At 42.6% G+C, this 25,934-nt stretch carries 22 protein-coding genes, 2 tRNA genes and 1 pseudogene; 5 read left to right on the plus strand and 20 right to left on the minus strand.

Going from position 1 to position 25,934, the window contains the following annotated elements; all coding sequences use genetic code 11:
* Nucleotides 1–57: 57 nt before the first annotated feature.
* The 12 genes and pseudogenes from FQV37_RS04500 to FQV37_RS04555 all read right to left on the minus strand — a co-directional run.
* Nucleotides 58–303 (minus strand): annotated as a pseudogene (locus tag FQV37_RS04500) (TniQ family protein); the annotation flags it as partial.
* Nucleotide 304: 1 nt separating this feature from the next.
* Entirely contained in the window at nt 305–1,978 is a 1,674-nt protein-coding gene (locus FQV37_RS04505; protein WP_201616846.1) for an AAA family ATPase, read from the minus strand.
* Between the two features lie 23 nt (nt 1,979–2,001).
* A complete protein-coding gene (locus FQV37_RS04510; protein WP_160021463.1) occupies nt 2,002–4,116 on the minus strand; it encodes a Mu transposase C-terminal domain-containing protein in 2,115 nt (704 codons plus the stop codon).
* Nucleotides 4,100–4,915 (minus strand): TnsA endonuclease N-terminal domain-containing protein, encoded by an 816-nt coding sequence (locus tag FQV37_RS04515; protein WP_160021464.1) that lies wholly within the window; start codon nt 4,913–4,915, stop codon nt 4,100–4,102. The genes FQV37_RS04510 and FQV37_RS04515 overlap by 17 nt, the downstream gene beginning before the upstream one ends.
* Nucleotides 4,916–5,083: 168 nt before the next feature.
* A complete protein-coding gene (glmS, locus tag FQV37_RS04520; protein ID WP_160021465.1) occupies nt 5,084–6,928 on the minus strand; it encodes a glutamine--fructose-6-phosphate transaminase (isomerizing) in 1,845 nt (614 codons plus the stop codon).
* Nucleotides 6,929–7,109: 181 nt separating this feature from the next.
* Nucleotides 7,110–8,486, minus strand: coding sequence for a bifunctional UDP-N-acetylglucosamine diphosphorylase/glucosamine-1-phosphate N-acetyltransferase GlmU (gene glmU, locus FQV37_RS04525; RefSeq protein ID WP_160021466.1), 1,377 nt, complete (start codon nt 8,484–8,486; stop codon nt 7,110–7,112).
* A gap of 206 nt (nt 8,487–8,692) precedes the next feature.
* Nucleotides 8,693–9,274: a phosphatidylglycerophosphatase A family protein gene (locus tag FQV37_RS04530; protein ID WP_160021467.1), complete on the minus strand. Its 582-nt coding sequence runs from the start codon at nt 9,272–9,274 to the stop codon at nt 8,693–8,695.
* A gap of 3 nt (nt 9,275–9,277) precedes the next feature.
* Complete coding sequence (thiL, locus tag FQV37_RS04535) at nt 9,278–10,309, minus strand: thiamine-phosphate kinase (RefSeq protein ID WP_160021468.1); 1,032 nt, start codon at nt 10,307–10,309, stop codon at nt 9,278–9,280.
* 14 nt (nt 10,310–10,323) lie between these two features.
* The gene (nusB, locus tag FQV37_RS04540; RefSeq protein WP_227684760.1) at nt 10,324–11,166 is read right to left on the minus strand and encodes a transcription antitermination factor NusB; all 843 of its coding nucleotides are present in this window, start codon (nt 11,164–11,166) and stop codon (nt 10,324–10,326) included.
* A gap of 216 nt (nt 11,167–11,382) precedes the next feature.
* Complete coding sequence (gene ribH / locus FQV37_RS04545) at nt 11,383–11,901, minus strand: 6,7-dimethyl-8-ribityllumazine synthase (RefSeq protein WP_160021469.1); 519 nt, start codon at nt 11,899–11,901, stop codon at nt 11,383–11,385.
* A gap of 185 nt (nt 11,902–12,086) precedes the next feature.
* Nucleotides 12,087–12,869, minus strand: a complete 783-nt coding sequence (hisF, locus tag FQV37_RS04550) for an imidazole glycerol phosphate synthase subunit HisF (protein ID WP_102092121.1) — start codon at nt 12,867–12,869, stop codon at nt 12,087–12,089.
* A 76-nt stretch (nt 12,870–12,945) separates the two neighbouring features.
* Complete coding sequence (locus FQV37_RS04555; protein ID WP_160021470.1) at nt 12,946–13,515, minus strand: hypothetical protein; 570 nt, start codon at nt 13,513–13,515, stop codon at nt 12,946–12,948.
* Between the two features lie 99 nt (nt 13,516–13,614).
* On the opposite strand from FQV37_RS04555, the gene FQV37_RS04560 reads away from it, so the two are divergent.
* From FQV37_RS04560 to FQV37_RS04570, 3 genes are read left to right on the plus strand one after another with little or no spacing between them, the layout of a single operon-like run.
* Nucleotides 13,615–14,778 carry a homoserine kinase gene (locus FQV37_RS04560; RefSeq protein ID WP_160021471.1) on the plus strand — a complete coding sequence of 388 codons (1,164 nt, stop codon included), beginning with the start codon at nt 13,615–13,617 and terminating at the stop codon, nt 14,776–14,778.
* A 60-nt stretch (nt 14,779–14,838) separates the two neighbouring features.
* Nucleotides 14,839–15,168: a hypothetical protein gene (locus tag FQV37_RS04565; protein ID WP_240990943.1), complete on the plus strand. Its 330-nt coding sequence runs from the start codon at nt 14,839–14,841 to the stop codon at nt 15,166–15,168.
* On the plus strand, nt 15,169–16,089 hold the full coding sequence (locus FQV37_RS04570) for a class II glutamine amidotransferase (protein ID WP_057762068.1): 921 nt from the start codon (nt 15,169–15,171) through the stop codon (nt 16,087–16,089).
* Nucleotides 16,090–16,113: 24 nt separating this feature from the next.
* Here FQV37_RS04570 and FQV37_RS04575 read toward each other — a convergent pair whose 3' ends face one another.
* On the minus strand, nt 16,114–16,686 hold the full coding sequence (locus FQV37_RS04575) for a YchJ family protein (protein ID WP_160021472.1): 573 nt from the start codon (nt 16,684–16,686) through the stop codon (nt 16,114–16,116).
* A gap of 59 nt (nt 16,687–16,745) precedes the next feature.
* Nucleotides 16,746–17,462 carry a metal-dependent hydrolase gene (locus FQV37_RS04580; RefSeq protein ID WP_160021473.1) on the minus strand — a complete coding sequence of 239 codons (717 nt, stop codon included), beginning with the start codon at nt 17,460–17,462 and terminating at the stop codon, nt 16,746–16,748.
* A 126-nt stretch (nt 17,463–17,588) separates the two neighbouring features.
* Here FQV37_RS04580 and FQV37_RS04585 point away from each other — a divergent pair, with 126 nt between their 5' ends.
* Entirely contained in the window at nt 17,589–18,659 is a 1,071-nt protein-coding gene (locus FQV37_RS04585; protein ID WP_160021474.1) for a DUF3025 domain-containing protein, read from the plus strand.
* Nucleotides 18,660–18,955: 296 nt separating this feature from the next.
* Nucleotides 18,956–21,793: an aconitate hydratase gene (locus tag FQV37_RS04590; RefSeq protein WP_160021475.1), complete on the plus strand. Its 2,838-nt coding sequence runs from the start codon at nt 18,956–18,958 to the stop codon at nt 21,791–21,793.
* Between the two features lie 99 nt (nt 21,794–21,892).
* On the opposite strand, the gene FQV37_RS04595 is transcribed toward FQV37_RS04590, so the two are convergent.
* The 6 genes from FQV37_RS04595 to gltX all read right to left on the minus strand — a co-directional run bounded on the left by FQV37_RS04595 (nt 21,893) and on the right by gltX (nt 25,836).
* Nucleotides 21,893–22,546: a LysE family translocator gene (locus tag FQV37_RS04595; RefSeq protein WP_160021476.1), complete on the minus strand. Its 654-nt coding sequence runs from the start codon at nt 22,544–22,546 to the stop codon at nt 21,893–21,895.
* A 291-nt stretch (nt 22,547–22,837) separates the two neighbouring features.
* Nucleotides 22,838–22,913 (minus strand) — tRNA-Glu (locus FQV37_RS04600).
* A 159-nt stretch (nt 22,914–23,072) separates the two neighbouring features.
* Nucleotides 23,073–23,148 (minus strand) — tRNA-Ala (locus FQV37_RS04605).
* A gap of 122 nt (nt 23,149–23,270) precedes the next feature.
* Nucleotides 23,271–23,636, minus strand: a complete 366-nt coding sequence (locus FQV37_RS04610; RefSeq protein WP_160021477.1) for a hypothetical protein — start codon at nt 23,634–23,636, stop codon at nt 23,271–23,273.
* Nucleotides 23,637–23,752: 116 nt separating this feature from the next.
* A complete protein-coding gene (locus FQV37_RS04615; protein WP_160021478.1) occupies nt 23,753–24,133 on the minus strand; it encodes a hypothetical protein in 381 nt (126 codons plus the stop codon).
* A gap of 179 nt (nt 24,134–24,312) precedes the next feature.
* Nucleotides 24,313–25,836, minus strand: coding sequence for a glutamate--tRNA ligase (gltX, locus tag FQV37_RS04620; protein WP_160021479.1), 1,524 nt, complete (start codon nt 25,834–25,836; stop codon nt 24,313–24,315).
* Nucleotides 25,837–25,934 lie beyond the last annotated feature (98 nt).

Genomic DNA, 25,934 nt, shown 5'->3' on the forward strand with positions numbered 1-25,934 from the left:
AGACGCTATTTTAACAAAAACCTCTTATCAGGTGTCCTAAATTAGTTGACCACTACAAAAAGGGGCGTAAAGAGGGAAAAGAGTGTGTTTATAGGCTAGTGAGTTAACATCGTAATGACCAGACGGATAGAGCTCAATAAGCCTAGATAAATGACAGGGTAAATCAACAGTTGCAATTACTTTTCTGTTTGCAAAAACATCCTCAAGCAGCTGTTTTGGACTAGTGATCCCAGCCCTTATTTTTGATCGAGCTACTGTGCTGTAAATAAGTTCATCAGGATAGGGGATGGGAAAATTAAGCATATCAGCTTACCCTAGGTAGCCAGTCATTAATATCAAAAATAAGACCAGTTGATTTTTTTAGATGATCATAAAATACGTTTTCTTCATTTTTTTGCGTGAACTGGAAGCGAAGGTCTTCTGTATCTAATGTATGCCAAAGGTCTTGGCTAGTATATTTGGCTTTAAGTGGTTTAAGCTTTTTATTTTGAACTTTAGGTTGTGCTTCACTTTCAGTATCATTCAGCCACTTCAATATTGTTGGCATCAAACTTTGAATGGTTGCTTCAGGTGAGTTTTGAATAGCACGTGTTACTATAGGAACAAGTAGCTTTGAGCTATAACCCATATCAACCAGCATACGGTGCAATCTGATACTTATTTCATGACCTTGATATTCTGCAATATCATCAAACTCATTTTTATTTTGCTGTAACTGAGTTTGGAGAGTTAATAGCTTTTTGTCGATATCAGGAATAATGAGGTCAGAGAACTGAGCGATCCTATCTGCTCTACCTGATCTAAGGGCTTCAATCATTGGGTGAATGGGTCTTAGATCATCTTCGTAAGTTGTTTGTAGAACTTTTATTGTAATACGCTCCAACCCTGAATCTATAGCTCGTAGTTGAGCAAGGACAAATAACTTAACTACGATATCAAGAATGCCCTGCGATAGATCATACCAACAGTTCTGTATGTCATCTGATAATTTTAGATCGGCTTTTCGAAGCCATTGATATTTCCATAAATGATTTGTAAATATGTTCCATTCAGATTTAATAACCCTACCATCTTGTGTAATTCGATTTGCTTCATATGGCATTTGCTCCCAGAAAATAGAACCAAACCCAGCTCCACGACGTGCCGAACGAAAATCACCTTCAAAAATGTATCGAGCTTTAGGCGTACCTACCATTACAACTGGTAGTCCAACAGTATTTACGAGAGTAACAAAAAAATTGAGCATTTTTTCAGCACCACCAGATTTATTGACACTAAGGTGCTGAATTTCATCGATAACTAATAATCCAATAGCGTGAAGATTAGAGATTTGCCGCATTAAGTTCAGTAAATTATCGATCCCCTGGTTTTTACGAGTATATTTATCTTCATAATTGGAGTCTAAAGCTTGATCAATAGCTCTAAAAAAATGTAAACATAAGCTTTTTAACGACCCATCATGCGGACAGTCAATCTTTAAGTAGACAATTTGGATAAAGTTGAATTGTGTATGATTGATAACTTGAGGATAAGTAGATAGTATTTTGTTTAGAGTAGTTGTTTTGCCGCTACCGGAACATCCAATGAAAGCTAAACTACGAGCCGTAGATATAGTTGATGGGAACCTTATAGCGTCATCATTTCCCGTCATCAACCTCTCATAGCCATTTTGTAAACGAGTATTTAAAGAGCCGTCTTTAGGATTTCGTCCTATATAACCTTCACGAATCATAATTGAAATTTTCTTCTCAAGATCAATATGTCTATTAATCGGTTGAAAAAATTGATTCATCAGCTGAGCTATGAGATGCCCTCGGACAGCAGAACCTGCTTGAGTGTCTGAAGCATGAAAATCAACACTACCTTTTAGCTTTCTAACGACTTCCTCTGGTTCAAATACGTCTGGCAAAGCTTCTACAAATGAATTACCTCTATAGGGCCCAAAACTGTCCTTGTATATAGCTTCTACCATCGTCATTTCAATACTCTCTCTTCAGCTTATTACTCATCATCAGAATCTATATTGTGGTAAACAGGGTACTTAAGAGCTAAGTCTTCATCTGATAATGTAGTGATAGCACTGTCCTTTGATGAAGTTTTAGGCAGCTGTATAATTTTGCCATTTTTAGCTGTCTTGGCATAGTGAGCTTCTTGCCTGTCTTTACGTTCAGTATTTCTAGCTTGTTCGCGATGGTCGTTGATGTTAGATAACTGGGCAGACTTAGTCTGTAGAACATTGGATTTGGCTGCTATAGCTTGTTTTATAGTTATTTCATTTTCTCTTTCAAGCTGCTCTAATGCTAGGCTGCTCTCAATCTCTTGTTGAGCAACTGTTTTTTTCTGCTCGTCTTGAATGTGCCAAACTTCCCAAAAGCTGCAATCTTTAAACTCTCTAGAACGATCAGATAAATGAGCTTCCCAGTAATTGATACTATTCTGTTCATAGAAAATATATATTTTATTTGCATCAATAGGGTCATAGGCAGCAATTAAAGATTTAGGACGGTTGATTGTGTTTTTGCGATGTAGCCAGCCTTGTTTCCTAATTTCCGCAGAATCATAATAAATACCGAAAAGCTTTATACCCAAATCTGATAAGGTTGCTTTTTTTCTAGGTAGAAGTGCTACATAAAGGTCTTCTTCTGATACAGAGCGCAACTTTCCTGTCCGATGCTGTAGACCCCAATTCCATAACTCACGTGGGATTAAAGGTAAACTTGAAGGCATGTCGATATCTCTATCATAATGTGTCAATTGGTGAGTTTTATTATGTATGAGGATAGAGTTGATCATAATTTTGGTGAAATCGGATATTGTCAGAGTCGAATCTAGTCGATAATCTCGACCACCTTTCTTTTTTTCTTTCACATCAGTCACTACACCAGGAGCAAAAGGTTTAAACCGAGATTGCATTGTTTTAAAGTATCGCTCTACAACAGGTTTTAAATCTCCACGATAAGGTGGTGTATTTTCTATTCGAACAGAAAAACTTTTTTCTAAAGTTTCAATTTGATGGCCCAGTAACTCTCCACGGTCTGCAAGAATTGCATCAGGCAGTCCTATACACGGCCAATCATCTGCAGTGATATTGATTCCATATTTTTTGCAATGATTCTGTTTATCAGTAACTGCCATTTTTAGGGCTTGTATGCTAGTGGCATATGAAGGGTTTTCAAAACCAATATAGAAGCCTGCTATCATTCGACTAAATACATCTACAACAAAATAAATGACAGGACGGCCTACGATACTCTGTCTATCTGAATCAGATAGTAGATAGATATCTGCAATTGTAGCGTCTATTTCATAGCGTGAACCAGGTCCGAGAACTTGAGTATTAACAGTGGAACGTAATTGCCTTACGTCCTTGTTGTAACTAATCTTATTGTGTCTAAGCTTAAGTTTTTGAACAGAAGTAAATTCTTTATTGTAGAAATACTTAAACTGCCAAATACTAGGAAAGTTTTCGTCGTCAATTTCAGGATTTAGTGAGCGATACATAGCTTTAAATTTGCGATATGCATAAACGATTGTATGTTTACTATCATTTAAAAGATACTTATTAATGATCATTGAAAAGAGTCTTTCGACATCTGTATTGATTATGGCTGCCGTGCCCTCTTTATAAACTCTTGGCCTACCAAGCTTCTTTTCTTTAGCAATACGTTTTTTACCTTTTGCTCCAGAGTTCTTGTAGTTTGGAAGTAGAGCATTAGGCATTTGTCCTCTTTGCCAATATTTTCTGATAAGCCGATATAGAGTCTGATTCGTACTTTTGTCTGAACTGACAATATCATTAATTATTTTTGAACGTACTTCAGGTAGATAATATAATTCATTAGAGATAATCGGTTGTATCAACTGATAGTTCTCATCTCTCTTTATTTGAGCCGTAGTACCATCTTCTGGTGATTGCAACAGCAAGTATTGATAAGGATCATCTATCAAATGGCATTCGCCTTCTTCAATTAGATCGACTAAACTTTGTGTTTTTATTAATTCGGGCAGAGCTATAGTTTCGTTGATATCAATCCAAACAAAAACGTCATTGGGTAACTCTTTGAGAATTCTATATTCTTCACCTTGATTGTTGTAAATATCATTGATTCGAAACATAACGAAGCTCCTCAGATATTAAGCCCCAACACTTAGTTCCATCTACATTCAGATCGCTACATTTGAGCTTTCTGAAATCAATACGCAAATCAAAAGTGAAAAACCTTTGAGCTAATAGCTTTCTAATCTCATTTAAAGAAGCTCCAAGCTCGCTGTGATAAGCATTATCAATTTCTTTACATAAATTGATAATTGAGTTGCTGGGATTTTTTAGTATCTGTTCGGAGTATAAATTTAGTTTAAGCTCAATGTCAGAATAGATGTAACTATCAGACTCTGGATATAACCATTTGATATTATTCTGAACTTCTAAAGGAATATCTTTTTCCGTAATTATTTGCCAAGGAATACCTTTACTCTGCCAATAACGACGTTCTATCTCTAATTTTTCTATAACTCTAGGATTATTTAAATCTTTTGAATACTTAGCTTGAATAGCAAATTGATTGTGGAGGGTGTTGGAAGTAACCACGTAGAAGTCCGAGGTCATAATATGGAGCTCACCTCTAATACTAGGATGCTTAACTTGCATTGAGTTGGCGATCTGCTGGGTATCTTCATATTTTAGAGGAAACTGTTCTCGTATATCAGTTACATCAGCACTCCATTCAAGAACTAAGAAAGCAGCTAATTCTAAATCCGACATTAGATGATGAGTTCGTCTAGTCTTATGTCCAAAGGTTCGGTGAGAACGTCCTGCTGAAGATATGTCAGAGATTTTGATCCATGGTTTATAATCGGCTAACTCTCCTTGACCTCGCTCTTCTTTAATCCACTTCTGTTGTTTTTTGGAGAGCATGAAAAACCCCTGCTAATGTTTTATTAAACAATAGCAGGGGTTAATACATGAGTCAATAGGATGAAACTATATTACTCAGGATGATACTTTATTACTCAGGATGATACTTTATTACTCAGGATGATACTTTATTACTCGCTCACAAGAGCTGTCGTAGAGTAATTCTTCTTATTCTACCGTGACTGATTTTGCCAAATTGCGTGGCTGGTCGACGTCTGTGCCACGCATTACTGCTACATGGTATGACAACAATTGCACAGGCACGCTGTAGACGATGGGGGCGAGCGTCTCGCAAACATCGGGTACATATACTAAGTGTAGTCTATCTTCCGCGACCATTTGACTAGCTTCGCTAGCAAATACAAATAGCTCACCATGACGCGCATGCACTTCTTGCATGTTGGCTTTTAATTTATCAAACATACTGTCTTTAGGCGCTAGTACGACGATGGGCATGTCTTTATCGACCAATGCTAATGGACCGTGTTTGAGCTCGCCTGCCGCATAACCTTCTGCATGAATGTAAGAGATTTCTTTCAGCTTTAGTGCACCTTCTAGCGCAATCGGGAACTGTAGCCCGCGACCTAAAAATAGACAGCTTTTCTTATCTTCAAAGCTTTCACTCATGGTCTTGATAGGACCATCAAGGTTTAAGCTAGCGTAGAGTTGTCCTGGTAATTGATGTAACTCACTTAATAACGTATTTAACTGTTCGTCAGTCATGCGCTTCTGCGTGACACCAACTTTTAATATCAATAATATCAAGGCCACAAGCTGAGTGGTAAATGCTTTGGTAGAGGCAACGCCAATCTCAGGCCCTGCCAACGTTGGTAAGAAAATATCTGTTTCGCGTACCAGCGATGACGTCGGTACATTACATAATGCCAAGCTGACTAAGCCTGCTGGCGTTTGCTTTTGGATATCACGTAATGCTGATAAGGTGTCAGCCGTTTCACCAGATTGAGAAATACAGATGACCAAAGTATTATCGACGACGACAGGATTGCGATAGCGGAATTCGCTGGCAACCTCGACGGAACAAGGTATACGGATAAGGCTCTCAAACCAGTATTTTGCGACCATACCAGCGTGATAACTGGTACCACAAGCAATCACTTGTACATGACGAATACCTGACAGCAGTGCCTCATGACGCTGTAAAAAATCGTCGCGTAGTTTAGTCGTTTCACCATTATCCAGAGCCATCTCGATCGTACGAGCGACAGCATCTGGCTGCTCGTAAATTTCTTTGAGCATATAATGCTTGAACTCGCCTTTATCGGCATTGTGCTGGGTTGCATCAATCTCATGTATCTGACGTTGGACTTCAACACCATCTGCATAAACTTGAATGCTATTGCGAGTTAATTTGGCGATATCACCTTCTTCTAGATACATAAAGCGGTTAGTCACTGGTAGCAATGCCAACTGATCTGACGCGATAAAATTCTCACCGATGCCGACACCAATAACCAAAGGTGAGCCTAGACGTACAGTAATGAGCTCATCAGGGCAATCTACGTGGACGATACCCAATGCAAAAGCACCATGCAGTAGCGGGATAATGGTGCGTACTGCTTCTAACAAGTCAGGCGTTTTTTTGTAGATATCATGGATCAGATGCGCTACAACTTCTGTATCTGTCTGCGAAGTAAATACGTAGCCTTTGGCTATTAGTTCTTCTTTCAGCTCAGCGTAGTTTTCGACGATGCCGTTATGAACGACCGCAATCTTGCCTGACACGTGTGGATGCGCATTACGTTGTGCCGGCTCACCATGGGTTGCCCAGCGCGTATGAGCAATACCGATGTAACCATTAAAAAACTCTGGATTGATTGCAACGGCATCAACCAGTGCCTGTACTTTACCTACTTGGCGCTCACGGTGTAGTTCACCATCACGAATAACCGTCAGACCAGCTGAGTCATAGCCGCGATATTCTAAACGCTTTAAGCCTTCAAGTAAGATATTAGCGATATTTCGCTCAGCAACGGCGCCTACAATTCCACACATGGCTATTCCTTAGATTTAGTTTTTAGTAGTTCAATATATAATGGTACAAGATCAAAAATTTGGTTGAACATTAATGATGAGTCATCAACATATAAATATGATGAAGCAGCACCACAAAGATTGCCGTACTGCTTAGATCGGTTCAAAAATGACTGAGGTTGGCTAAACCACCAATGAGCAATTATTTTTTAGTGGGTCGTTGGAAGTCATTTTTTTGTACCTGACGCGCACGACCAAATGCCAATGCACTACTATCAACATCTTTGGTAATCACAGAACCAGCGGCCACAGTAGCAGTATCGCCAATCGTCACTGGCGCGACTAAGCTAGCATTAGAGCCGATAAACGCATTATCTTCAATGATGGTTTGTGATTTATTAGCACCGTCATAATTACAGGTAATAACACCAGCACCGATATTCACGCCTGCACCGACTGTTGCATCACCGACGTAGCTTAAGTGATTTACTTTACTGCCTTGACCAATAGTCGACTTTTTAATTTCGACAAAATTACCAACTTTGCTGTTATCAGATAGTACGGTATCAGGACGCAAATGCGCAAAAGGCCCGATATCAACACCAGCACCAATATCGGCACGATCGATCACGCAATACGGTTTGATGTAGCAGGCATTACCAATCTTGGCATTTTTAATAACACAGCCTGCTTCAATATAGACGTTGTCACCTAAGGTACAGTCACCTTCAAATACCACATTAACGTCAATAAACACATCTTGACCAGCGGTTAACGTACCACGAATATCGACACGGGTAGGATCAGCAAATTGCACGCCAGCTTCTTGCAAGTCAGCAACTAGCTTACGCTGCCAAGTACGCTCTAGACTAGCAAGCTGTTGACGGTTATTTACCCCTTCAATCTCAAACGTATGCTCAGGCTCAATTGCCGCGATAGTAATACCATCGGCAACTGCCATTTTAACGATATCCGTCAGATAATATTCTTGCTGTGCATTGTCGTTAGAAAGCTCAGGCAAGTATTTGTGCAGTAACGCATTATCGACGCAGTAGATACCGCTGTTAATTTCTTTAATACTTTGCTCTTCAGCATCGGCATCTTTTTGCTCAACGATGGCTTCAATATTGCCTGCTTGGTCACGCTTAATACGACCTAATCCAAATGGATTATCGACAGTCAACGTCAGCATCGACATACCATCAGTATTGGCAGTTTTTAATGCCGTTAGCGTTTGACAGCTTACCAATGGTACATCACCGTAAAGAATAAGACTTTGTCCTGATTTGGGTAAGTCAGACAGTGTCACTTTGACCGCATGGCCAGTTCCCAATTGCTCAGTTTGAGCAACCCAAGTAATCGATGCTTGTGTATATTGATTGGTAATTTCTGACTTTACTTGATCACCACCAAAGCCATGAACAATAATGGTTTCATCAACAGTTAGCTGATGACAAGTGTCTAGCACGTGGCCTAATAAAGACTTCCCAGCCAAGGTCTGCAATACCTTTGGCTTTGCCGATTGCATACGTGTGCCTTTACCAGCAGCTAAAATAATTACAGAAAGAGGAGATGTCATAATAGGCTCACAAATGTAACAAAATATAATATTGGATTATAGCGCAAATGTTCATTTATAAAAACGCTGTGATGTGCAGGCTTTGTAATACAACCTGCTAACAATAGATCAATTGTCGATGCAGGAGAGTAGCGTTCAAATTGATAACGTTGCTAGGATTAGCGGTTGTAGAACAGCCAATTCAGTATCGTAGTAGTTAGGGTAGCTTATAACAGCACACCAAACATAACCGCTACCCATACTACTGCTGCCATGATACCGGCGATGATGTCATCAAGCATAATACCTAACCCACCAGCAACTCTTTTGTCAGCCCAGCCAATCGGTGGCGGCTTAACAATATCAAAAAAGCGAAATAAGATAAAAGCGACAACAATGGCGAAAATAGAAAGCTCTTGAGACACATTTTTCCAGAAGTTATCGTCAGCAATCCCCATATAAGACAAGGGTAGTAGGGTAATCCAAATACCTGCCCACTCATCCCAAACGATATGCGGATCATCATGACCTTGCATCAGCTCAGCAGTGCGTCCGCAAATCCAAACGCCCAAAATACAAGATAGAATTGTCAAAATGAGAAAAGGTATAAAGCCCAAACTCAACAATGGTATGGCAATAATTAACCCACCAACGGTACCCCAAGTGCCAGGTGCACGGCGCGGCAGACCACTACCTAAACCTAGCCCAAGCCAATAAACCATACGGTCAAGAATATTAGCACCAACCGGTAATGGTGGGCAGTCATTCGCTTTACGGATGTCAGGCTTAGATAAATCGTGATCAGTCATGGATTAGCCTGTAAAGTGTTGGTAACCAGTAAGATTGGGCCATATTGAAAACGGTGCGGGCTGAGTAGGCGTCACTGGTTGATTTTGATAGAACAGTTCAAGACGTGAGTTATTAGAAGACTTGGTATCTATCGCTATCGGATCTGCTAGTGCAACTACCTCGCCGATACAAGTGACAGGTGTGTTGCCAGTAGGCGGTTTGATATGCGCAGGCAAAGTAAATGCCAGTTCATAATCATCGCCGCCCGCTAGTTGACCTAACAAGCGATCAGACAAATCGACAGTAGATAATAACTCGCTACTCGGTAGCTTGTCTAAATGGATGCGCATGCATACAGAGCTTTGCTGACAGATATGGCCAAGATCTTGGTAAAGACCATCGGAGATATCTATCATCGCTGTTGCACCGAGCTTTGCCAACGCTGCACCTAGTGCAATACGTGGCGTTGGCATATGTAGACGATGCGCCAACTCGATACCTTGTGCGCTTTCAGGATACTTTAAGGCGAAAGCGGCATCACCAAGGGTGCCTGAAACATAAACCTTATCACCCACTTGCGCACCTGAGCGGTAAATGGCAGGTGTATCTGCGGACAGCAATCCCTGAGCACTGATACTGAGTATTAAACGCTCACTGCGCGTGGTATCACCCCCTATCAGCGTCACGCCAAACAGCTGGCACGCATGAAACATCCCTTTAGCAAATTCAGTAAGCCATTCGTGTTTTGCCAAACGTTCAGGTAATGCCAACGCTAGCATAATGCTATGTGGCGATGCACCCATAGCAGCGATGTCTGAGACATTAACGGCCACGGCTTTATAGCCAATGGCAAATGCTAGTTCATCAACTTTTTGCCAGTCAGCATGAAAGTGACGACCTTGAACCAGTGTATCAATACAGCTAACCAAGCGTGAGCCTGCTGGTAATGCCATCACAGCCGCGTCGTCACCGATACCTTTTTCGATACCAGTTAATGGCGCATGCGTGGCCTGCATCTGTAAGAATATACGCTCAATCAGCTCAAACTCGTTCATGGCTAGTCTTAGTCTTAATCTTTAGTATCGTTAGCGTTTTTCTTGCTCGCCTTAAAGTCACTGATATTTGCACTGGCTTTACTGGCACTACTGCGTTTAACGTTAGCTTTGTTAGCACTGATACGCGGCTTATTTGATGCAGTCGGCTCATCGACGATAGCGCTTTCAGTTTCAGCAGCAGTTTCGATATTATCGGCTGGATTTGCTTCAGACTGTTTAGCCGCCGCTTTTTGTGACGTACGTAGATTGGCATTGGTGTCTGCTTGTACCTCTAAAGCACGCAGCTCACCAGCCATTTTATCCAGTACCGCATTAATCAGTTTGTGAGCGTCAGTCGCCCCAAAGTGATTATTCAGCTTCATCGCTTCATCAAGCACGACTTTATAAGGAATCTCTACACGGTTTTGTAGCTCATACGCGCCAATCAACAAGATAGCGTGCTCAACCGTATCTAGCTTATCAACCTCACGATCGAGATGCTGACTGATAAGCGCATCGAGAGCTTCAATTTGCTCTGGGATGTCGCGCATCATTTCATGATAATAACCGATATGGACGGTATGCATGGCATTGGTTGCACGCGTGCGAGCAGCAATATCGTGTGGAGCATTGGCTTTCCAGCCAAGTTTACCATCTACATCAAAGCGGCGATCAGTAACGAGCCATTCGTATAGGCCCTGCATCGCAAAGCGACGTGCCTTACGGATAGCAGTGTGACTGGTCTTGTAAGAAGACTCACTCATATCGAATGTTTGATCACCCGCACTACTGCTCGCTATACGGGTAGCTTCAGCTTGTCCATCGTTGGCTTGTGCGGTTTTCGCAGCGCTAATAGCGCGCTTGAGTTGGTCAGTCATAGGGGGTCTGTACCTAAATTTTTGAGATGATACCCAGTCAAAATATAAATTAACAAAGTAGCTTTTTAACTTTGCTGATTCAAAGCTTTAAAGGGTATAGAAATACGGCGAAAATTCAAAAAGTAGCCAATTGTTTCGATAGCTGGCTAATGCTATGAGGTGCTGTTATTACCAAATAGCAGCACCAGTTAAACTAATAAACGTGAGCTTTAAAGCTTACGCTTCATCGATATCATCAATATCTAGCTGTGACAAAACAGCGATCATTTCTAGTACAACCATCGCCGCTTCAGAGCCTTTGTTGCCCGCTTTAGTACCAGAGCGCTCGATAGCTTGCTCGATGCTGTCAGTAGTAATGATACCATTAGCAACAGGGATATTATAATCCATTGCCACAGCGCTCAAACCTTTGGCCGACTCGCTAGCTACAATATCAAAGTGTGGAGTGCTGCCACGGATGATTGCACCCAGTGCCACAATCGCGTCAAAACGATCTGATTCAGCAGCACGTTGGGCCACAAGTGGTAGCTCAAATGCGCCAGGCACACGAACAACAGTAATGTTGCTACCCAATACACCATGACGGAGTAGGGCATCGATTGCACCATCAACTAATGACTCAACGACAAAACCGTTAAAACGACCAACAACGATACCAATGCGAGCATCAGCGTTTTGATGTAGGTTACCATCGATATGAGTCACGTCGTTGCGCTGCTGTTGTAAATTCGACATAAAAAATCCTTTGCTTAATAAGCGTTCAATTGAAATATAGGCGTCAATAAATAGCTAAATAGTCTGATGCGTTCAATCGATTCGGTCACCTATTGTTTTGGCGTTGCCCCAGTTAATTGAACGAAAATAAATGGTTAGCGCTATGATAGCATTTTTTTGGGTTTTATTTGTATATTACGAGCGTGCTAAAGACGCATCTGTATTCCTTGCGCTGCCATATACTTTTTGGCCTCCAGTACCGTGTACTCACCGAAGTGAAAAATACTGGCGGCAAGTACGGCATCTACGCCGCCTTCTAGTACGCCTTCTGCTAAATGTTGCAGGTTACCGACGCCGCCTGAAGCGATAACGGGTACATTAACGCGGCTCGTAATTTGCTGCATGAGCGCCAAGTCGTAGCCTTTTTTGGTACCGTCACCGTCCATCGAGGTGACCAGTAATTCACCAGCGCCCAGCTCTGCCATTTTGCTCGCCCAAGCAACGGCATCGATACCTGTTGGCTTACGGCCACCATGGGTGAAAATCTCCCAACGTGGCACGACAATACCATCGACGTTGATATCAGCGACGCGTTTGGCATCGATAGCAACGACGATACATTGGTTACCAAATTTCTGCGCGGCTTCACCAACGAACTCCGGCGTAAATACGGCTGCTGAGTTAATCGCCACTTTATCCGCGCCAGCATTGAGCAAATTGCGGATATCAGCAATTTTTCGAACACCGCCCCCAACAGTTAGCGGAACGAATACCGTTTCTGCCATGCGTTCAACAGTATGATAAGTGGTATCGCGCTCATCATTGGTCGCCGTAATATCCAAAAAAGTAATCTCATCAGCGCCCTGTTCGTTATAGCGTTTGGCTACTTCGACAGGATCGCCTGCGTCTTTTATATCGACAAATTGCACGCCTTTGACCACGCGGCCATTGTCAACGTCCAAGCAAGGAATGATACGCTTTGCTAACATAGGGTCTTTCACCTTATAATCAATTCATAGGCGCTAGTCTAGCAAAATCACTGCTATTTCAGGCAGGTTTTTTGAGCTAGATCGTATTATATGAGGTTCGTATTTCTTCAATTCTTTCGATAATGCCTTGTTTGCTATGTTCTAATGAGGAAGCAATATCCATAAGTTTTATAAGAATAGTTTCGAGTTCATGTAGACTCAAATCTGAGTCACCATTATTAGTATGTAGTTTAGCGACTAGATCCCTATTTGTTTTTTCTATACGACTTAAAGTTTCGGTAGGAAACTTAAGCCACTCTCTGAAGGTATAGTCAAATTCTGGCATCAGATCGTCTAGCTTAAAACCTCTAATTTGCAATAATTTGCTAAATTCTATTTCAAAATCATAAAAGTCTTTTCTTAGCTTGAAGATGTCCTTTTTACAGCTATAAGCTAAATCTAAAATTGAGACGGTTAGTCTATGCCTTGATAGCCGTATTTCATCTTCTCTCAGTTGCTGAGCGATTGCTATTTGTTTTTTCGCATATAATGCGGCGATAGTTGCTAGTACAATCACAATCAAGTTCAAAACAACTTGGATTTGTCCAGAATTAATTCCTAAACAGTCCCAAAACATAATAAATTCATTCATTATTATTTGTTCCACTTAAATCCACCTTCCTTAAAAGCCAATGCAGGTTGAATTTAGTTATAATAAGCTAAAATATACTTTTATTTATTCTTTAATTACGATAAGTGAGATGTCATGTCCGTCTATACCCAGTTAACCGATGATCAGTTTGCCACCTTTTGCCAAAGCTTTGGCGTGTCGTTTGCCCGCGCGATTCCGATCACTCAAGGTATTAAAAACTCAAACTGGTTTATTCAAACGACTGACGATGTAGATGGCACGTACTCTTACGTATTCACTTTATTTGAAGAGCGTCCACCTGCTGATATCGAAAAAATGGCCGTTATTCTTAATCAATTAAATGGCAAATTACCAGTCGCTGCGCCGCTAGCCGTTATTGAATCAAATAGTGCTCAGGCGGATGGCAATGATAAACGCTATGTCATCCACTATGAAGAAAAAGCGATTACGCTAGTACCATGCCTAGCAGGCTCACATCCTGAGCAAACCACGCAAGCGATGTGTCATGACATTGGCGCGGCATTAGCCATGCTGCATGAAACGCTCCAAGCATTGCAGCCAAGCGAGCAATACGGCGTGCCTTTGTACCCATGGAGCGACGTGCGTGACCGTGAAATGCAGTTCATGCCAGGTGACGAAGCCAAGCTGATGAGCGATATCTGGCGCGCTTATTCAGAATTGCCACTGGCCACTTTGCCAAAAGGTCTGTGCCATTTAGACATGTTTGCCGACAATACCTTATGGAATCTACAAAAAGGCGAAGCGCGTTTGACGGGTCTACTAGACTTTACCGAGGTAAGCGTTGAGCATTACGTAATGGATATTGCGATTACTATCAATGATTTTTGTACCACATGGGGCGTTGCGGAACAAGGCGAATCCGTTAACTTTGACCGCAGTAAAATGGCAGCGTTCTTACAAGGTTATGAATCGATACGTCCGCTAAACAGTGATGAAAAACGTGCACTCCCTGTGATGCTGGCAAAGGCAGCAGTGATTTTCTGGTTATTACGCCTAAATGTGATTCACTATAACCGCACCGAAGGTCGTACGGGTGATAACATCATGGTCAAAAACCCTGACTTGATGAAACGTCTGGCCGCTTACCATTGGGCGCATGTTGAAAAGTCGCAAAATACCGTATTTGTACTATTAAGCAAACCAGACAATCAGATAGTCGGTGTATTTAGCAGTATCACCCAAGCCGAACAAGCGCAAGAAACATTAAATAGTAGTGAGTTTGCAATCAAAGAATATACGCTAGATCAATTATCGTAAGCGTTACTTATTCATTTATTCTAGTACTAATTTTAGCACCGAAACCTTAGAGGCGACCCCATGACCGATCACGTTGACAACTGGCACAAACTGGCGCGCTACGATACCAATATGCAGGGTGAGCTGCACGCCAACCTACTACGTAATAACGGCATTACCGTGTCCTTGCAACCGCTAAGCGCTATCCCAGGTATGAACTCGGGTATCGTTCTTTGGGTAGAGGATACGGATTTGGTAGAAGCTCAGCGTATCTTAGCGACCATTCCAACCGATGGTGCAGCCTTACTAGATGAGATGAGTGATGCTGACTTTGATGCGCTATCTGCCGCTCAAAGCAATGCTACTCAAGGTAACTCGATAATAGACGATAATAACGGCGGTAATGATTAAATGTGTCAACTCTTAGGAATGAACTGTAATACCCCAACGGATATTGGCTTTAGCTTTGCAGGATTTCGCAAGCGCGGCGGGATGACGGACAGTCATGAAGATGGCTTTGGTATTGCCTTTTTTGAGCGCAGCGAATGCAGTAATAACGACAAAACCAACGATGAGACGGCAAATGACTCAACGGGTCTGCGTTTGTTTCATGACAATCGTCCAAGCCATCTGTCGCCAGTCGCTGACTTGGTCAATAACTACCCAATCAAAGCCATGAATGTCATCGCGCATATTCGTAAAGCGACGCAAGGGCAGAACTGTTTGGCAAACACCCATCCATTCGTCCGTGAAGTATGGGGCGAACAGTGGGTATTTGCGCACAATGGGCAGATGAATAGCGAATTTATCAAACGCTGTCAGCGCTTACAAGACAATGGCAATGCCTCACACTGTCAGCCAGTCGGTTCAACTGATTCTGAAATGGCATTCTGTTATTTGGTCAATCGTCTAAAAAGCAGCTTTAAGTCGCGTCCTGATGACAAAACGCTGTTTAATTTTTTGACCACACAGTGTCGCTATCTCTCTGCCAATGGGTTATTTAATTGCTTAATATCGAATGGCAGGTGGCAACTGGCTTATGCGGGTAGCTTGCTGTTTTATCTCACGCGCAAAGCGCCATTTGGTGAAGCCAAACTGGCTGATGATGATATGGCGATTAACTTTGGTGATGTGACTACAGACACAGATAAAGTCACGATTTTGGTCACTGTGCCATTGACTGAAAATGAGAAATGGCAGCAATTGGCTGTCAATGAATGCTTAATCTTTCAAGATGGCGATGTCATTTATAAAGACAGCCCAAGCCAGCGCAAGTTTTTAACAGTGGACGAAGGCATTGCGATTGCACGAGCCGTTGGGGCGAGTGTTTAGCGGTTAATGAATATCCAATACTGTTTAAATATAACTCCCACAACACCGCTTAAATTTCTCACCAGACCCACAAATGCACGGTTGTTTTTGGCTGACAGTCATCGCAACCGTCGGATCTAAGAAATACCAGCGCACATCGTTATTAGCCTTGTCTTTTACCTTTACAAAGGTGGACAGCTCATGATGCGCTTGTACTTTTTCTTCTAAACTAGCGGTATTATCTTTGGTATTAAAATACGCCTTAAACTCAACTTGTGCATGACGTTTACCAAGCTTTGGCGTGTGCTCTACAATCTCTAATCCTGCCCAATCTGTCTCTTTGGCCCAACTTTCAATCGCGTCAAAGTCAAGCAAGCCTTGCTGCGCAGGCACTGTGGTCTTGACGATATAGTCTGGTTTCACCAATGCAAAGGCACTATAGCGCGTGCGCATAAGCCGTTCGGCTGTCTCCGCTTTTATACCATCTGCTTTATTAACCTCATCATTATAAAAAGCATTATGATATGGTTGACAGCAGTCTTGATAGGATAGCGGAGCGTCTGTCGTCTCTGCTGTTAGATTGATTTGGCAAGGGCAAGTATGTAGGGAAGGTTGCATGTTTTACTCTAATTTTTGTTTGGGCTTATTCGTTTAGGCTCAATGGTCTTTTGATAACTTTATTGCAGCATGCTTTTTATTAATTCTGGCAATATGCCGACTTTGAGCTGAGCCCATGCAGAAGGGTCGCTCAATCGTGACCAAAACATCTCAAAAGGTGGGGCGGCGTATACCAGTAGCGCAAGAATAGTATATAAGAGCAGATACCACCATTTGTCTTTTGGCTGATAAAACTTCATTGCCGTGCCCGATGAGCGCTTCATTTTCATATTGGATAAATTGACACTATACAGCTCGTCTAATGACAAATGCACCATCGCGCCACCAAATAAAAACAGACCATAAAACCAGCTAGTCGTCAGTGGTAGGTGCAAGCCATAATAGCTTAAACAGGTCAGACCCAATCCCAGTATTGCCATATACGGTACAGAGTGGATGACGCCGCGATGCACCGTCATAGTAGTAAAAATATGAAAAACGACGTAGCGCATAAAACCGTAGCCTGCTAGCCACAATATTATCAATGCCAGTAAGCTCAAGTCACTACGCCAATGCATGACCAGACCAAAGGCAAATATGAACGAGGTAATATTAAAACCGAGCTTAATCGGTGTTGAATTATCAGAGTCCAAGTCCGGCAGCAATCCACCGATAGTACCAAGCGCCACGCACACCAAAAACCCTGAATCATCAATCAATCCAGCTTTATAAACCGTCAAACTCAGTGTGCCGCTGACCATAAAGGCGACATTTAAGTGGGTATTAAAATTTGCCATAAAACTCATTCATCCATAGCGCTCAAAAAGTCCTTTCGAGCGGCGTATCTAGCAGTAAAAAAGCGCACCATGATACCATATACCGTCCATACGTCTAATAGAGATAGCCTGTAAGAGAGAGCGTCTATGCCTGCCAGTGATTTACCCGCCACACTTAACTCTGATACTCATACTAAGCAGCTGCCGGTAGTAGAAGGTCAGCTTGATAACAGCTTTGCTACTATTGACTGGCAAGTGCCTTGGTTATCGCATATTACTCAATTGAGTTATATCAGCAACACGATTGAGCGGCTTAGTCGCTCGAAATCACAGAGAAAGAGCTTGGATGGTTCGAATGATTCAGAAGGTTTGGATAATGTGAAAAGCCCAAATAAGCACGATATAAATGCTTCTGACATCAATACGCCTGACACGATTGCCAAGGTCTTAAAAACGGCAGTGACGCAGCAGGCTGAATATTTGCAACAGCCGTTACCGCATACTAAACCTGCCCATGGTCATGCGCCTCAAACGCTACAGTTTGTCTCTCAAAATGCATTGCCTGAAGGGGAGGCCTATGAGCATTTCATCGGCACAACTGGCAATATCCCGACGCGTGATAATTTACATGACTTGTTTAATGGCAGTATTTGGCTGACCTTTCCGAAGACTAAAGCTATGCTCAATTACTACCATATGCTAGAAATCGCTAAGCAGGGTATTAGTGAGCGTCGAGGGCATGTGCGCGACACTATTACTGTCTTTGATGAGAATGGCGCAGTGCTAGTGACTTCTGATGCTAGTATCGGCAGGGCGTTGGTTGATTTTGACTGGCAGACAAGTTTGGTGAAACCTCGCGCTAAATGGGACAACCCAGCACAACCGAATACAAGTGCTCAGGCAGCAGTCTATATCTTTGGGCATGCACTGCTTGAGCAGTTGGTACACCCACGCAAACCTCTATGCGCTCACAGCATTGTCATTCACGTTGCACAAGAATTCTTTACCTTATCGTTAGCTGGACGTATGAGCTATTTGGATGACAAAGTTGCCGAATACATGGATACATTATTATCAAATGATGACGTCAAACCGCGCCAGCTTGCGCCGTTACCGATTTTAGGGGTGCCGCATTTTTGGGCAGAAAATGCAGATACTGGCTTTTATGAAGACAGCTACGTGTTCCGCAGTGGACGACGTAAAAAAGACAAAAAGTAAATAGAAAGATATTGCTTAAGAATAGCTCGCTAAACCGTTGTTACGTTTACGATTGTGCCACGATTCGACAACGTCTAGACGTTAACAAAGCCTTGTATGTTTGTTATGGTAAAAGGGAGTTTCTGTTAATCACTACAGATACGATTATCTCTTTTGTTAACACGGACTCATATCAGACAGTTTTGCGAAACTGCGATATTGATTCAAGACAGATCAATCATTTATTGAGCCACCAGTCATACATAAACTTATAATAATTTATGTTCAGGATTTATAACAACGATAAGGAAGCTATCATGAGTGATATTTTTGATGTAAAAGACACCCTTTCGGTTGCTGGCAAGGAACATGCCTACTACAGCCTGCCGAAGCTGACCGAAACTTATGAGCATATCAAGACACTACCATTTTGCATGAAAGTGGTATTAGAAAACCTATTGCGTAACGAGGACGGCGGCCAGTCAGTTGGTAAAAACCATATCGAAGCGGTTGCCAACTGGGATGCAGGGGCTGAGGCGTCAAAAGAAATCGCCTTTATGCCAGCGCGTGTGGTATTACAGGATTTCACTGGTGTACCTTCAGTAGTCGATTTGGCTGCGATGCGTGATGCAGTGGTCGAGCTTGGCGGTAAGGCTGAGCAGATCAATCCGTTTATCCCTAGTGAGCTGGTCGTCGACCACTCTGTACAGGTTGATGCTTATGGCCGCGAAGATGCGCTAGATTTGAATGAGAAGATTGAATTTAAGCGTAATAATGAGCGCTATGAGTTCTTGCATTGGGGTCGTAACGCCTTTGAAAACTTTGTCGTCGTACCACCAGCGACCGGTATTGTCCATCAGGTTAACCTTGAGTATTTAGCGCGTGTGGTGATGGCCGCTGATGTCAACGGTGAGCTTACTGCCTATCCTGATACAGTATTTGGTACTGACAGCCATACCACGATGATTAATGGTATTGGTGTGCTTGGTTGGGGCGTGGGCGGTATTGAAGCAGAAGCGGCCATGCTTGGTCAGCCATCATCGATGCTGATTCCACAAGTCGTTGGTTTTGAGATGACGGGTAAATTAACCGAAGGCGTCACCGCCACGGATTTGGTATTGCGTGTGGTTGAAATGCTACGTGCCCATGGTGTGGTTGGTAAGTTTGTCGAATTCTACGGTGAAGGCCTGCACAGCATGCCGCTTGCCGATCGTGCGACGATTGCCAATATGTCACCAGAATATGGTGCAACTTGTGGTATTTTCCCAATTGACCAAATGGCGATTGATTATCTGCGTCTATCAGGCCGCGACGAAGAGCAGATTGAGCTAGTTGAAAAGTATGCTAAGGCGCAAGGCTTATGGCACGATGCCGATACACCTGCGGCGACTTATTCAAGCAAATTAGAACTAGATCTATCGTCAGTACAGCCAGCACTTGCTGGTCCAAACTTGCCACAGCAGCGTATTAATTTGTCTGATATGCATGAGAAGTTTGGCGAAACACTAGAAAAAATGACCAAAGATCGCAAGTCGGAAGTTGAAGGTAAAGTACGCTTTGATCAAGAAGGCGGCGAGCAAGAGCAAGCTGAACACTTGGCGGCTGAGCCGAATATCGAAGTTGATACTAGTGATGATAATGCAGGTTATGCGCCAGCAAACAATGTCTTCTCAAATGTCAGCATCAATGACAAACAACACAAGTTACGAGACGGGTCGGTAGTTATTGCTGCTATTACTTCTTGTACCAATACTTCCAATCCAGCAGTAATGATTGGTGCAGGTCTAGTGGCCAAAAAAGCTGCTGCCAAAGGTCTTAAAGCCAAGCCTTGGGTTAAGACATCGCTTGCACCGGGTTCTAAAGTGGTCACCGACTATCTTGAGAAAACTCATCTGATGGATGAGCTAGAAAAAACGGGCTTCTATTTAGTAGGTTATGGGTGTACCACGTGTATCGGTAACTCAGGGCCATTATCAGAAGAGATCGAAAAAGGCATTGAAGAAAACGACTTAGTCGCAGCAGCGGTACTGTCTGGTAACCGTAACTTTGAAGGTCGTATTCACTCGCATGTCAAAGCCAGTTACTTAGCCTCACCACCGTTAGTCGTTGCCTACGCGTTAGCCGGTACAGTCGATATCGATCTGACCACTCATCCGCTAGGACAGGATCAAGATGGCAATGATGTATTTCTAAAAGATATCTGGCCGACCTCGGAAGAAATTAACGAGTTAATTGCCAACAATATCGATGCCGATATGTTCCGAAAAAACTATGGCGAAGTATTTGACGGCAGTGCAGCGTGGAACGCAATTAGTTCAGCGGATAGCCAACTATATCCATGGGATGAAGGGTCGACTTATATCAAAAACCCACCGTTCTTTGATGGTATGACTATGGAGCCAGAAGGTATCCCTGATATCGAAGGCGCGCGTATCCTAGGTCTGTTCGGTGATTCCATCACCACCGATCATATCTCACCAGCAGGTAATATCGATCCAGACTCACCAGCAGGTAACTACTTGCAAGAGCGCGGTGTGATGGAAGCAGACTTTAACAGCTATGGCTCACGCCGTGGTAATGATGCAGTCATGACCCGTGGTACCTTTGCCAACATCCGTATCAAAAACACCATGATGGGCGGTAAAGAAGGCGGCTATACCTACTACTTCAAGGACGACAGCGCTACGCTACAAGATGGCGAAGAAATGCCTATCTATAATGCAGCGATGAAATATAAAGAAGATAAGCGTCCGCTCGTGGTATTGGGCGGGTCAGAATATGGTTCTGGTTCGAGCCGTGACTGGGCAGCTAAAGGTACTATCTTGCTAGGTGTAAAAGCGGTGTTGACCAGCTCGTTCGAGCGTATTCACCGTTCAAACCTAGTCGGTATGGGTGTATTGCCATTGACGTTTAAAGACGGTCAAAATGCGGAGACATACAAACTAGATGGTTCTGAAGTGCTCAGCATCACAGGTCTGGACAATGGCGAGAGTAAAACGGCCACGGTTACGGCTACGCGTGCTGACGGATCGGCAGAAACCTTTGAGGTAAATGTTGGTCTACAAACGCCAAAAGAGCGCGAATATGTGCGTCATGGCGGCGTGTTGCACTATGTACTACGTCAATTGGCTGCTGAAAGCAAAGAAGCTGGCTAGTGATGTACTAGACTTGGTTTGAAAAAAAGCCCAATCTCCGTCAAAGTAGGGGATTGGGCTTTTTTATGGAAGACGTTTTTCTTCTTGTTACTTTACTCTTTAAGCCTTTTCAGTCAACAGCTTAATTCCTAGCCCCATAAATACGACACCACTTATTTTATTCATCATGGATTCAATTTTTGGATTCTCTCTTAGTTTTTTGCTGAACTTTGACGCCAGCAGCGCCAAACACAAGCACCATATAAAACCTGTGGTGGCAAAAGTCAGTCCCAACATCAAAAATGACAGCATGCCATAAGCATAACTAGCGTCGATAAACTGCGGGAAGAACGCCAAGAAGAATAAAGCGACTTTTGGATTAAAAGTATTAGTCAACACACCTTGCTTATATATTTGCCAACCATCTACAGCCTTTCGGCTAGTCACGTTCTGATCTTTGGACAAATTGTTTGCTATCGAGCTCGAGTTTTTGCTCAGTAGCATTTTTAGACCCAAATAGCACAAGTAAGCCGCACCGATATATTTGACGATCATAAACGCCGTAGGGGAGTTGGCAAGTAACACGGACAACCCTAGCGCCGCCAATAAAGTATGTACCAAAATACCCGAAGTAATGCCAAGAACAGAATAAAACCCTGCTGTTTGTCCTTGTGAAATACTACGGGTGATGATGTACATGCTATCCGTACCTGGCGTTAGGTTTAACAAAATAGCCGCCAAGATAAACCCTAGATAATTCTCGATACCAAACATAGCAATCACTTCCCTTTAATCACGCTAACCCCATCATTTATAGTAGATAGGTGCGCTTTGTAAATAGGCTTATCAGGTCGATATTAACGAGTATTAGATAGGTTGGCAATAGCGCTATCAACAGTAAGCTAGCAGCTATTAATAATAAGCTAACGACAACAGAATAGAGGGTTTTGAGAAACGACAGACATAAAAAAGCCCAGTCACCGTATGATGACTGGGCTTTTTTATTGTTCGCTTATTAGTCTAACCTGATGCTAAGCAAAAGTGCTAATAAGTGACGCCGAATAGTGGCGTCCCCAGGGGGATTCGAACCCCCGTTACCGCCGTGAAAGGGCGGTGTCCTAGGCCTCTAGACGATGGGGACGCATAGAGTGTTATAACCAGTGGTTACAACGGTACTTCACAATATCAGATAGCTTATCTATTAATAATAGAGCAAGCATTGCCTAGGTGCTGATATAGTCCTACTAGCGAGTATTTATTATTACGTTTCAGTAATACTGAGCGTTGCTATAAATAAGTATGGTGGAGCTAAACGGAGTCGAACCGTTGACCCCTTGCATGCCATGCAAGTGCTCTACCAACTGAGCTATAGCCCCTCGCTAAGAGTGTGCGTATTTTATGTAAGAGCGGCAGTCTTGTCAACTACTATTTTAAAAATAATTCATAAATATGCAAAAAAAAGCGTTTTAGCCTATTTTAAAGGCTCAACACGCCCAAATTAGCGTGGATTTTGCTTAAGTGCGATCTCTTTGATGGCTTTATCGGTATAAAACTCTTCTTCGCTACCATCAGAAAAAATAATCGCACAGCATTCAGTTGGCATATATTGACCACTTTTTTCGCGGATCGTTCTGATACCTTTGACGCCGATGATGTCGTATTTGCCCAATTTATCTAGATTATGTTTGGTGTAACCACAGTAAGTACTGTATATCCATTTTAAATCTTCGAAGTCTTGTCCCTTGGTTAGGGTCAAAGTTGCATCAAACAGCTCCTTTACGATGGCATCATAATATCTTTGAGCTTCTTTGAGCGTGTTAAAGACATAGTCTTTGCTTTCTATTGTGACGGTTTTGGCGGCCATGTTTATTTCCAGTTCATCAGAAGGTTTAGCGAGTTATAAAATATACAGTCCATCTATTTTATAGGTTCTTATCTAGAACTTGTGAATTTTATAAATATACTATTCGACATAGACTATTAGATGGCATCACCACCAGCACTATTCCATGCTTTGGTAAAGCCTATTACTGGAAAATTAAGAGTTTCATTATCGTATTGAATTTTAATGGGTAAGGTAGTCTTTTTAAATAACTTAATAACATAGTTATTGCCACGTTCTGTTGCAGGAGTTAGTTCGAAGTAATACTGGTCCACGTCTGTAAATTTTTTACACCAGCGTAGCATCTTAACTGCCTGTCCGTTAAATACCATTGTAAATCTACTGGGGACAGAAGTTTTAAAACTACAAACATCAGAGGTATCGATATAGTGATCGCTGAAGTATAGCCTCTGATGTCCTGACGCTGAATGAGTAATATTAGCTATAAGGATTTTGGAATCTTCACTACTGCCACTCATATACATAACCGATGCACTTCTATCACCATAATCTCCAATTTGACTAAACAGTTAAATTAATAGTCTACAACATTCTAGTTTTATTGAGAAATATAACTTATTGATAATAAAAAAGGCGTGGATTCTGTAATAACAGAGTCCACGCCTTTGCACTATTGACACTAGTCTATCTTGATAAACTATTCAGCAGCAGCCAAAAAATCTGGCAACTCTGCTGCTTGTTTCTCAAGTTTTTTCAATTTCTTTTTGCCAAGGCCGCCTAATACATCAACGGCATGACGCAAGCGAGTCAGAGTCATGTCAGCGCCGATAATCGCCATAGAGTTCATGACTGGCGTCGATGAGGTGCTACCAGCGATAGCGATAAAGAACGGCGCCATAAAGTCACGCATCTTGATATCAAGGTGAGCAGCAAGGCCTTTTAGAGTGGCATAGATGTTTTCTTCTGACCAAGTTGGTAAGACTTCTAACTGCCAAAGGGCTAATTGCAGCATCTCGATAATTTGCTCAGGGGTGAGTGATTTATGAGTAAAGCTCTCAGCATTGATGTCAGGTAGGTTTTGGAAATAGAAACCACCCCAATTAACCGCATCAGACAATAGCTCGATACGTGGCTGAATCGCCGCTGCGATCGCGGTCAGTTTGTCACTGTTGCTGGCCCATTCAAGGATTTTATTCTTTAATTCTTCAGGGCTAAGCGCACGTAGCCATTCTGCATTGAGCCAGTTTAGCTTTTCGATATCGAAGATAGGGCCACCAAGCGACACACGCTGAATGTCAAAGTTGGCAATCATTTCTTCTAGCGTAAACTGCTCAGCATCATTTGGCATTGAGTAGCCCATACGACCGAGATAGTTTAGCAGCGCTTCAGGTAGCACGCCTGCATCACGATAGTAGGTGATAGAGGTTGGGTTTTTGCGTTTAGACAGTTTTGATTTATCAGGATTACGCAGTAGTGGCATATGGCAAAGCGTAGGCATTTCCCAACCAAAATAATCATAAAGCAGTTGATGCTTAGGCGCAGAGTTCAGCCACTCTTCACCGCGCATGACATGGGTGATTTCCATCAAGTGGTCATCGACGACGTTGGCTAAATGATACGTTGGCATGCCGTCTGTTTTTAGCAGTACTTGCATATCGACTTGAGTCCAAGGGAACTCAACGGTGCCACGTAGCATGTCTTGTACCTGACAAGTGCCTTCGGCCGGTACACGCATACGAATCACGTGCGGCTTGCCCTCGCTTACCAATTGCTCAGTTTTTTCTGGAGCAAGATGAGCACAGCGACCATCATAACGAGGAGTCTCGCCATTGGCCATTTGTTCAGCGCGCATGGCATCTAACTCTTCACTGGTACAAAAACAGCGGAACGCATGGTCTTTTTCTATGAGTATCTCGGCGTGTTTTTTGTAGATATCGCTACGCTCGCTCTGACGATAAGGGGCGTGTGGGCCACCAATATCTGGGCCCTCGCTCCAATCTAGACCAACCCAACGTAAAGCGTCCAAAATCATTTGTTCTGATTGCTCAGTCGAGCGAGTCTGATCAGTGTCTTCAATACGTAAGATAAATTCGCCGCCGTGAGCTTTGGCAAAAGCCAAGTTAAACAGGGCAATATAGGCAGTACCTACGTGTGGGAAGCCAGTTGGTGATGGGGCGATACGCGTACGTACAGGGCGCGTGCTGTCAGTAGAGGTTTGCATGGTAAAAGTCTCAAAGTTTGCTATCGATATAAGCTATCAGTATAAATAGCGATGAAAGATATGAAGTCGATGTTAAGAAATAGCGTAAAATATAGCGC

It is taken from the genome of Psychrobacter nivimaris (assembly GCF_009812035.1).
Lineage (GTDB): Bacteria > Pseudomonadota > Gammaproteobacteria > Pseudomonadales > Moraxellaceae > Psychrobacter > Psychrobacter nivimaris.

Coding starts and splice junctions, on each gene's coding strand:
- FQV37_RS04505 (WP_201616846.1), bottom strand. CDS start 1,978: ATGACGATGGTAGAAGCTATATACAAGGACAGTTTTGGGCCCTATAGA.
- FQV37_RS04510 (WP_160021463.1), bottom strand. CDS start 4,116: ATGTTTCGAATCAATGATATTTACAACAATCAAGGTGAAGAATATAGA.
- FQV37_RS04515 (WP_160021464.1), bottom strand. CDS start 4,915: ATGCTCTCCAAAAAACAACAGAAGTGGATTAAAGAAGAGCGAGGTCAA.
- glmS (WP_160021465.1), bottom strand. CDS start 6,928: ATGTGTGGAATTGTAGGCGCCGTTGCTGAGCGAAATATCGCTAATATC.
- glmU (WP_160021466.1), bottom strand. CDS start 8,486: ATGACATCTCCTCTTTCTGTAATTATTTTAGCTGCTGGTAAAGGCACA.
- FQV37_RS04530 (WP_160021467.1), bottom strand. CDS start 9,274: ATGACTGATCACGATTTATCTAAGCCTGACATCCGTAAAGCGAATGAC.
- thiL (WP_160021468.1), bottom strand. CDS start 10,309: ATGAACGAGTTTGAGCTGATTGAGCGTATATTCTTACAGATGCAGGCC.
- nusB (WP_227684760.1), bottom strand. CDS start 11,166: ATGACTGACCAACTCAAGCGCGCTATTAGCGCTGCGAAAACCGCACAA.
- ribH (WP_160021469.1), bottom strand. CDS start 11,901: ATGTCGAATTTACAACAGCAGCGCAACGACGTGACTCATATCGATGGT.
- hisF (WP_102092121.1), bottom strand. CDS start 12,869: ATGTTAGCAAAGCGTATCATTCCTTGCTTGGACGTTGACAATGGCCGC.
- FQV37_RS04560 (WP_160021471.1), top strand. CDS start 13,615: ATGTCCGTCTATACCCAGTTAACCGATGATCAGTTTGCCACCTTTTGC.
- FQV37_RS04565 (WP_240990943.1), top strand. CDS start 14,839: ATGACCGATCACGTTGACAACTGGCACAAACTGGCGCGCTACGATACC.
- FQV37_RS04570 (WP_057762068.1), top strand. CDS start 15,169: ATGTGTCAACTCTTAGGAATGAACTGTAATACCCCAACGGATATTGGC.
- FQV37_RS04575 (WP_160021472.1), bottom strand. CDS start 16,686: ATGCAACCTTCCCTACATACTTGCCCTTGCCAAATCAATCTAACAGCA.
- FQV37_RS04580 (WP_160021473.1), bottom strand. CDS start 17,462: ATGGCAAATTTTAATACCCACTTAAATGTCGCCTTTATGGTCAGCGGC.
- FQV37_RS04585 (WP_160021474.1), top strand. CDS start 17,589: ATGCCTGCCAGTGATTTACCCGCCACACTTAACTCTGATACTCATACT.
- FQV37_RS04590 (WP_160021475.1), top strand. CDS start 18,956: ATGAGTGATATTTTTGATGTAAAAGACACCCTTTCGGTTGCTGGCAAG.
- FQV37_RS04595 (WP_160021476.1), bottom strand. CDS start 22,546: ATGTTTGGTATCGAGAATTATCTAGGGTTTATCTTGGCGGCTATTTTG.
- FQV37_RS04610 (WP_160021477.1), bottom strand. CDS start 23,636: ATGGCCGCCAAAACCGTCACAATAGAAAGCAAAGACTATGTCTTTAAC.
- FQV37_RS04615 (WP_160021478.1), bottom strand. CDS start 24,133: ATGAGTGGCAGTAGTGAAGATTCCAAAATCCTTATAGCTAATATTACT.
- gltX (WP_160021479.1), bottom strand. CDS start 25,836: ATGCAAACCTCTACTGACAGCACGCGCCCTGTACGTACGCGTATCGCC.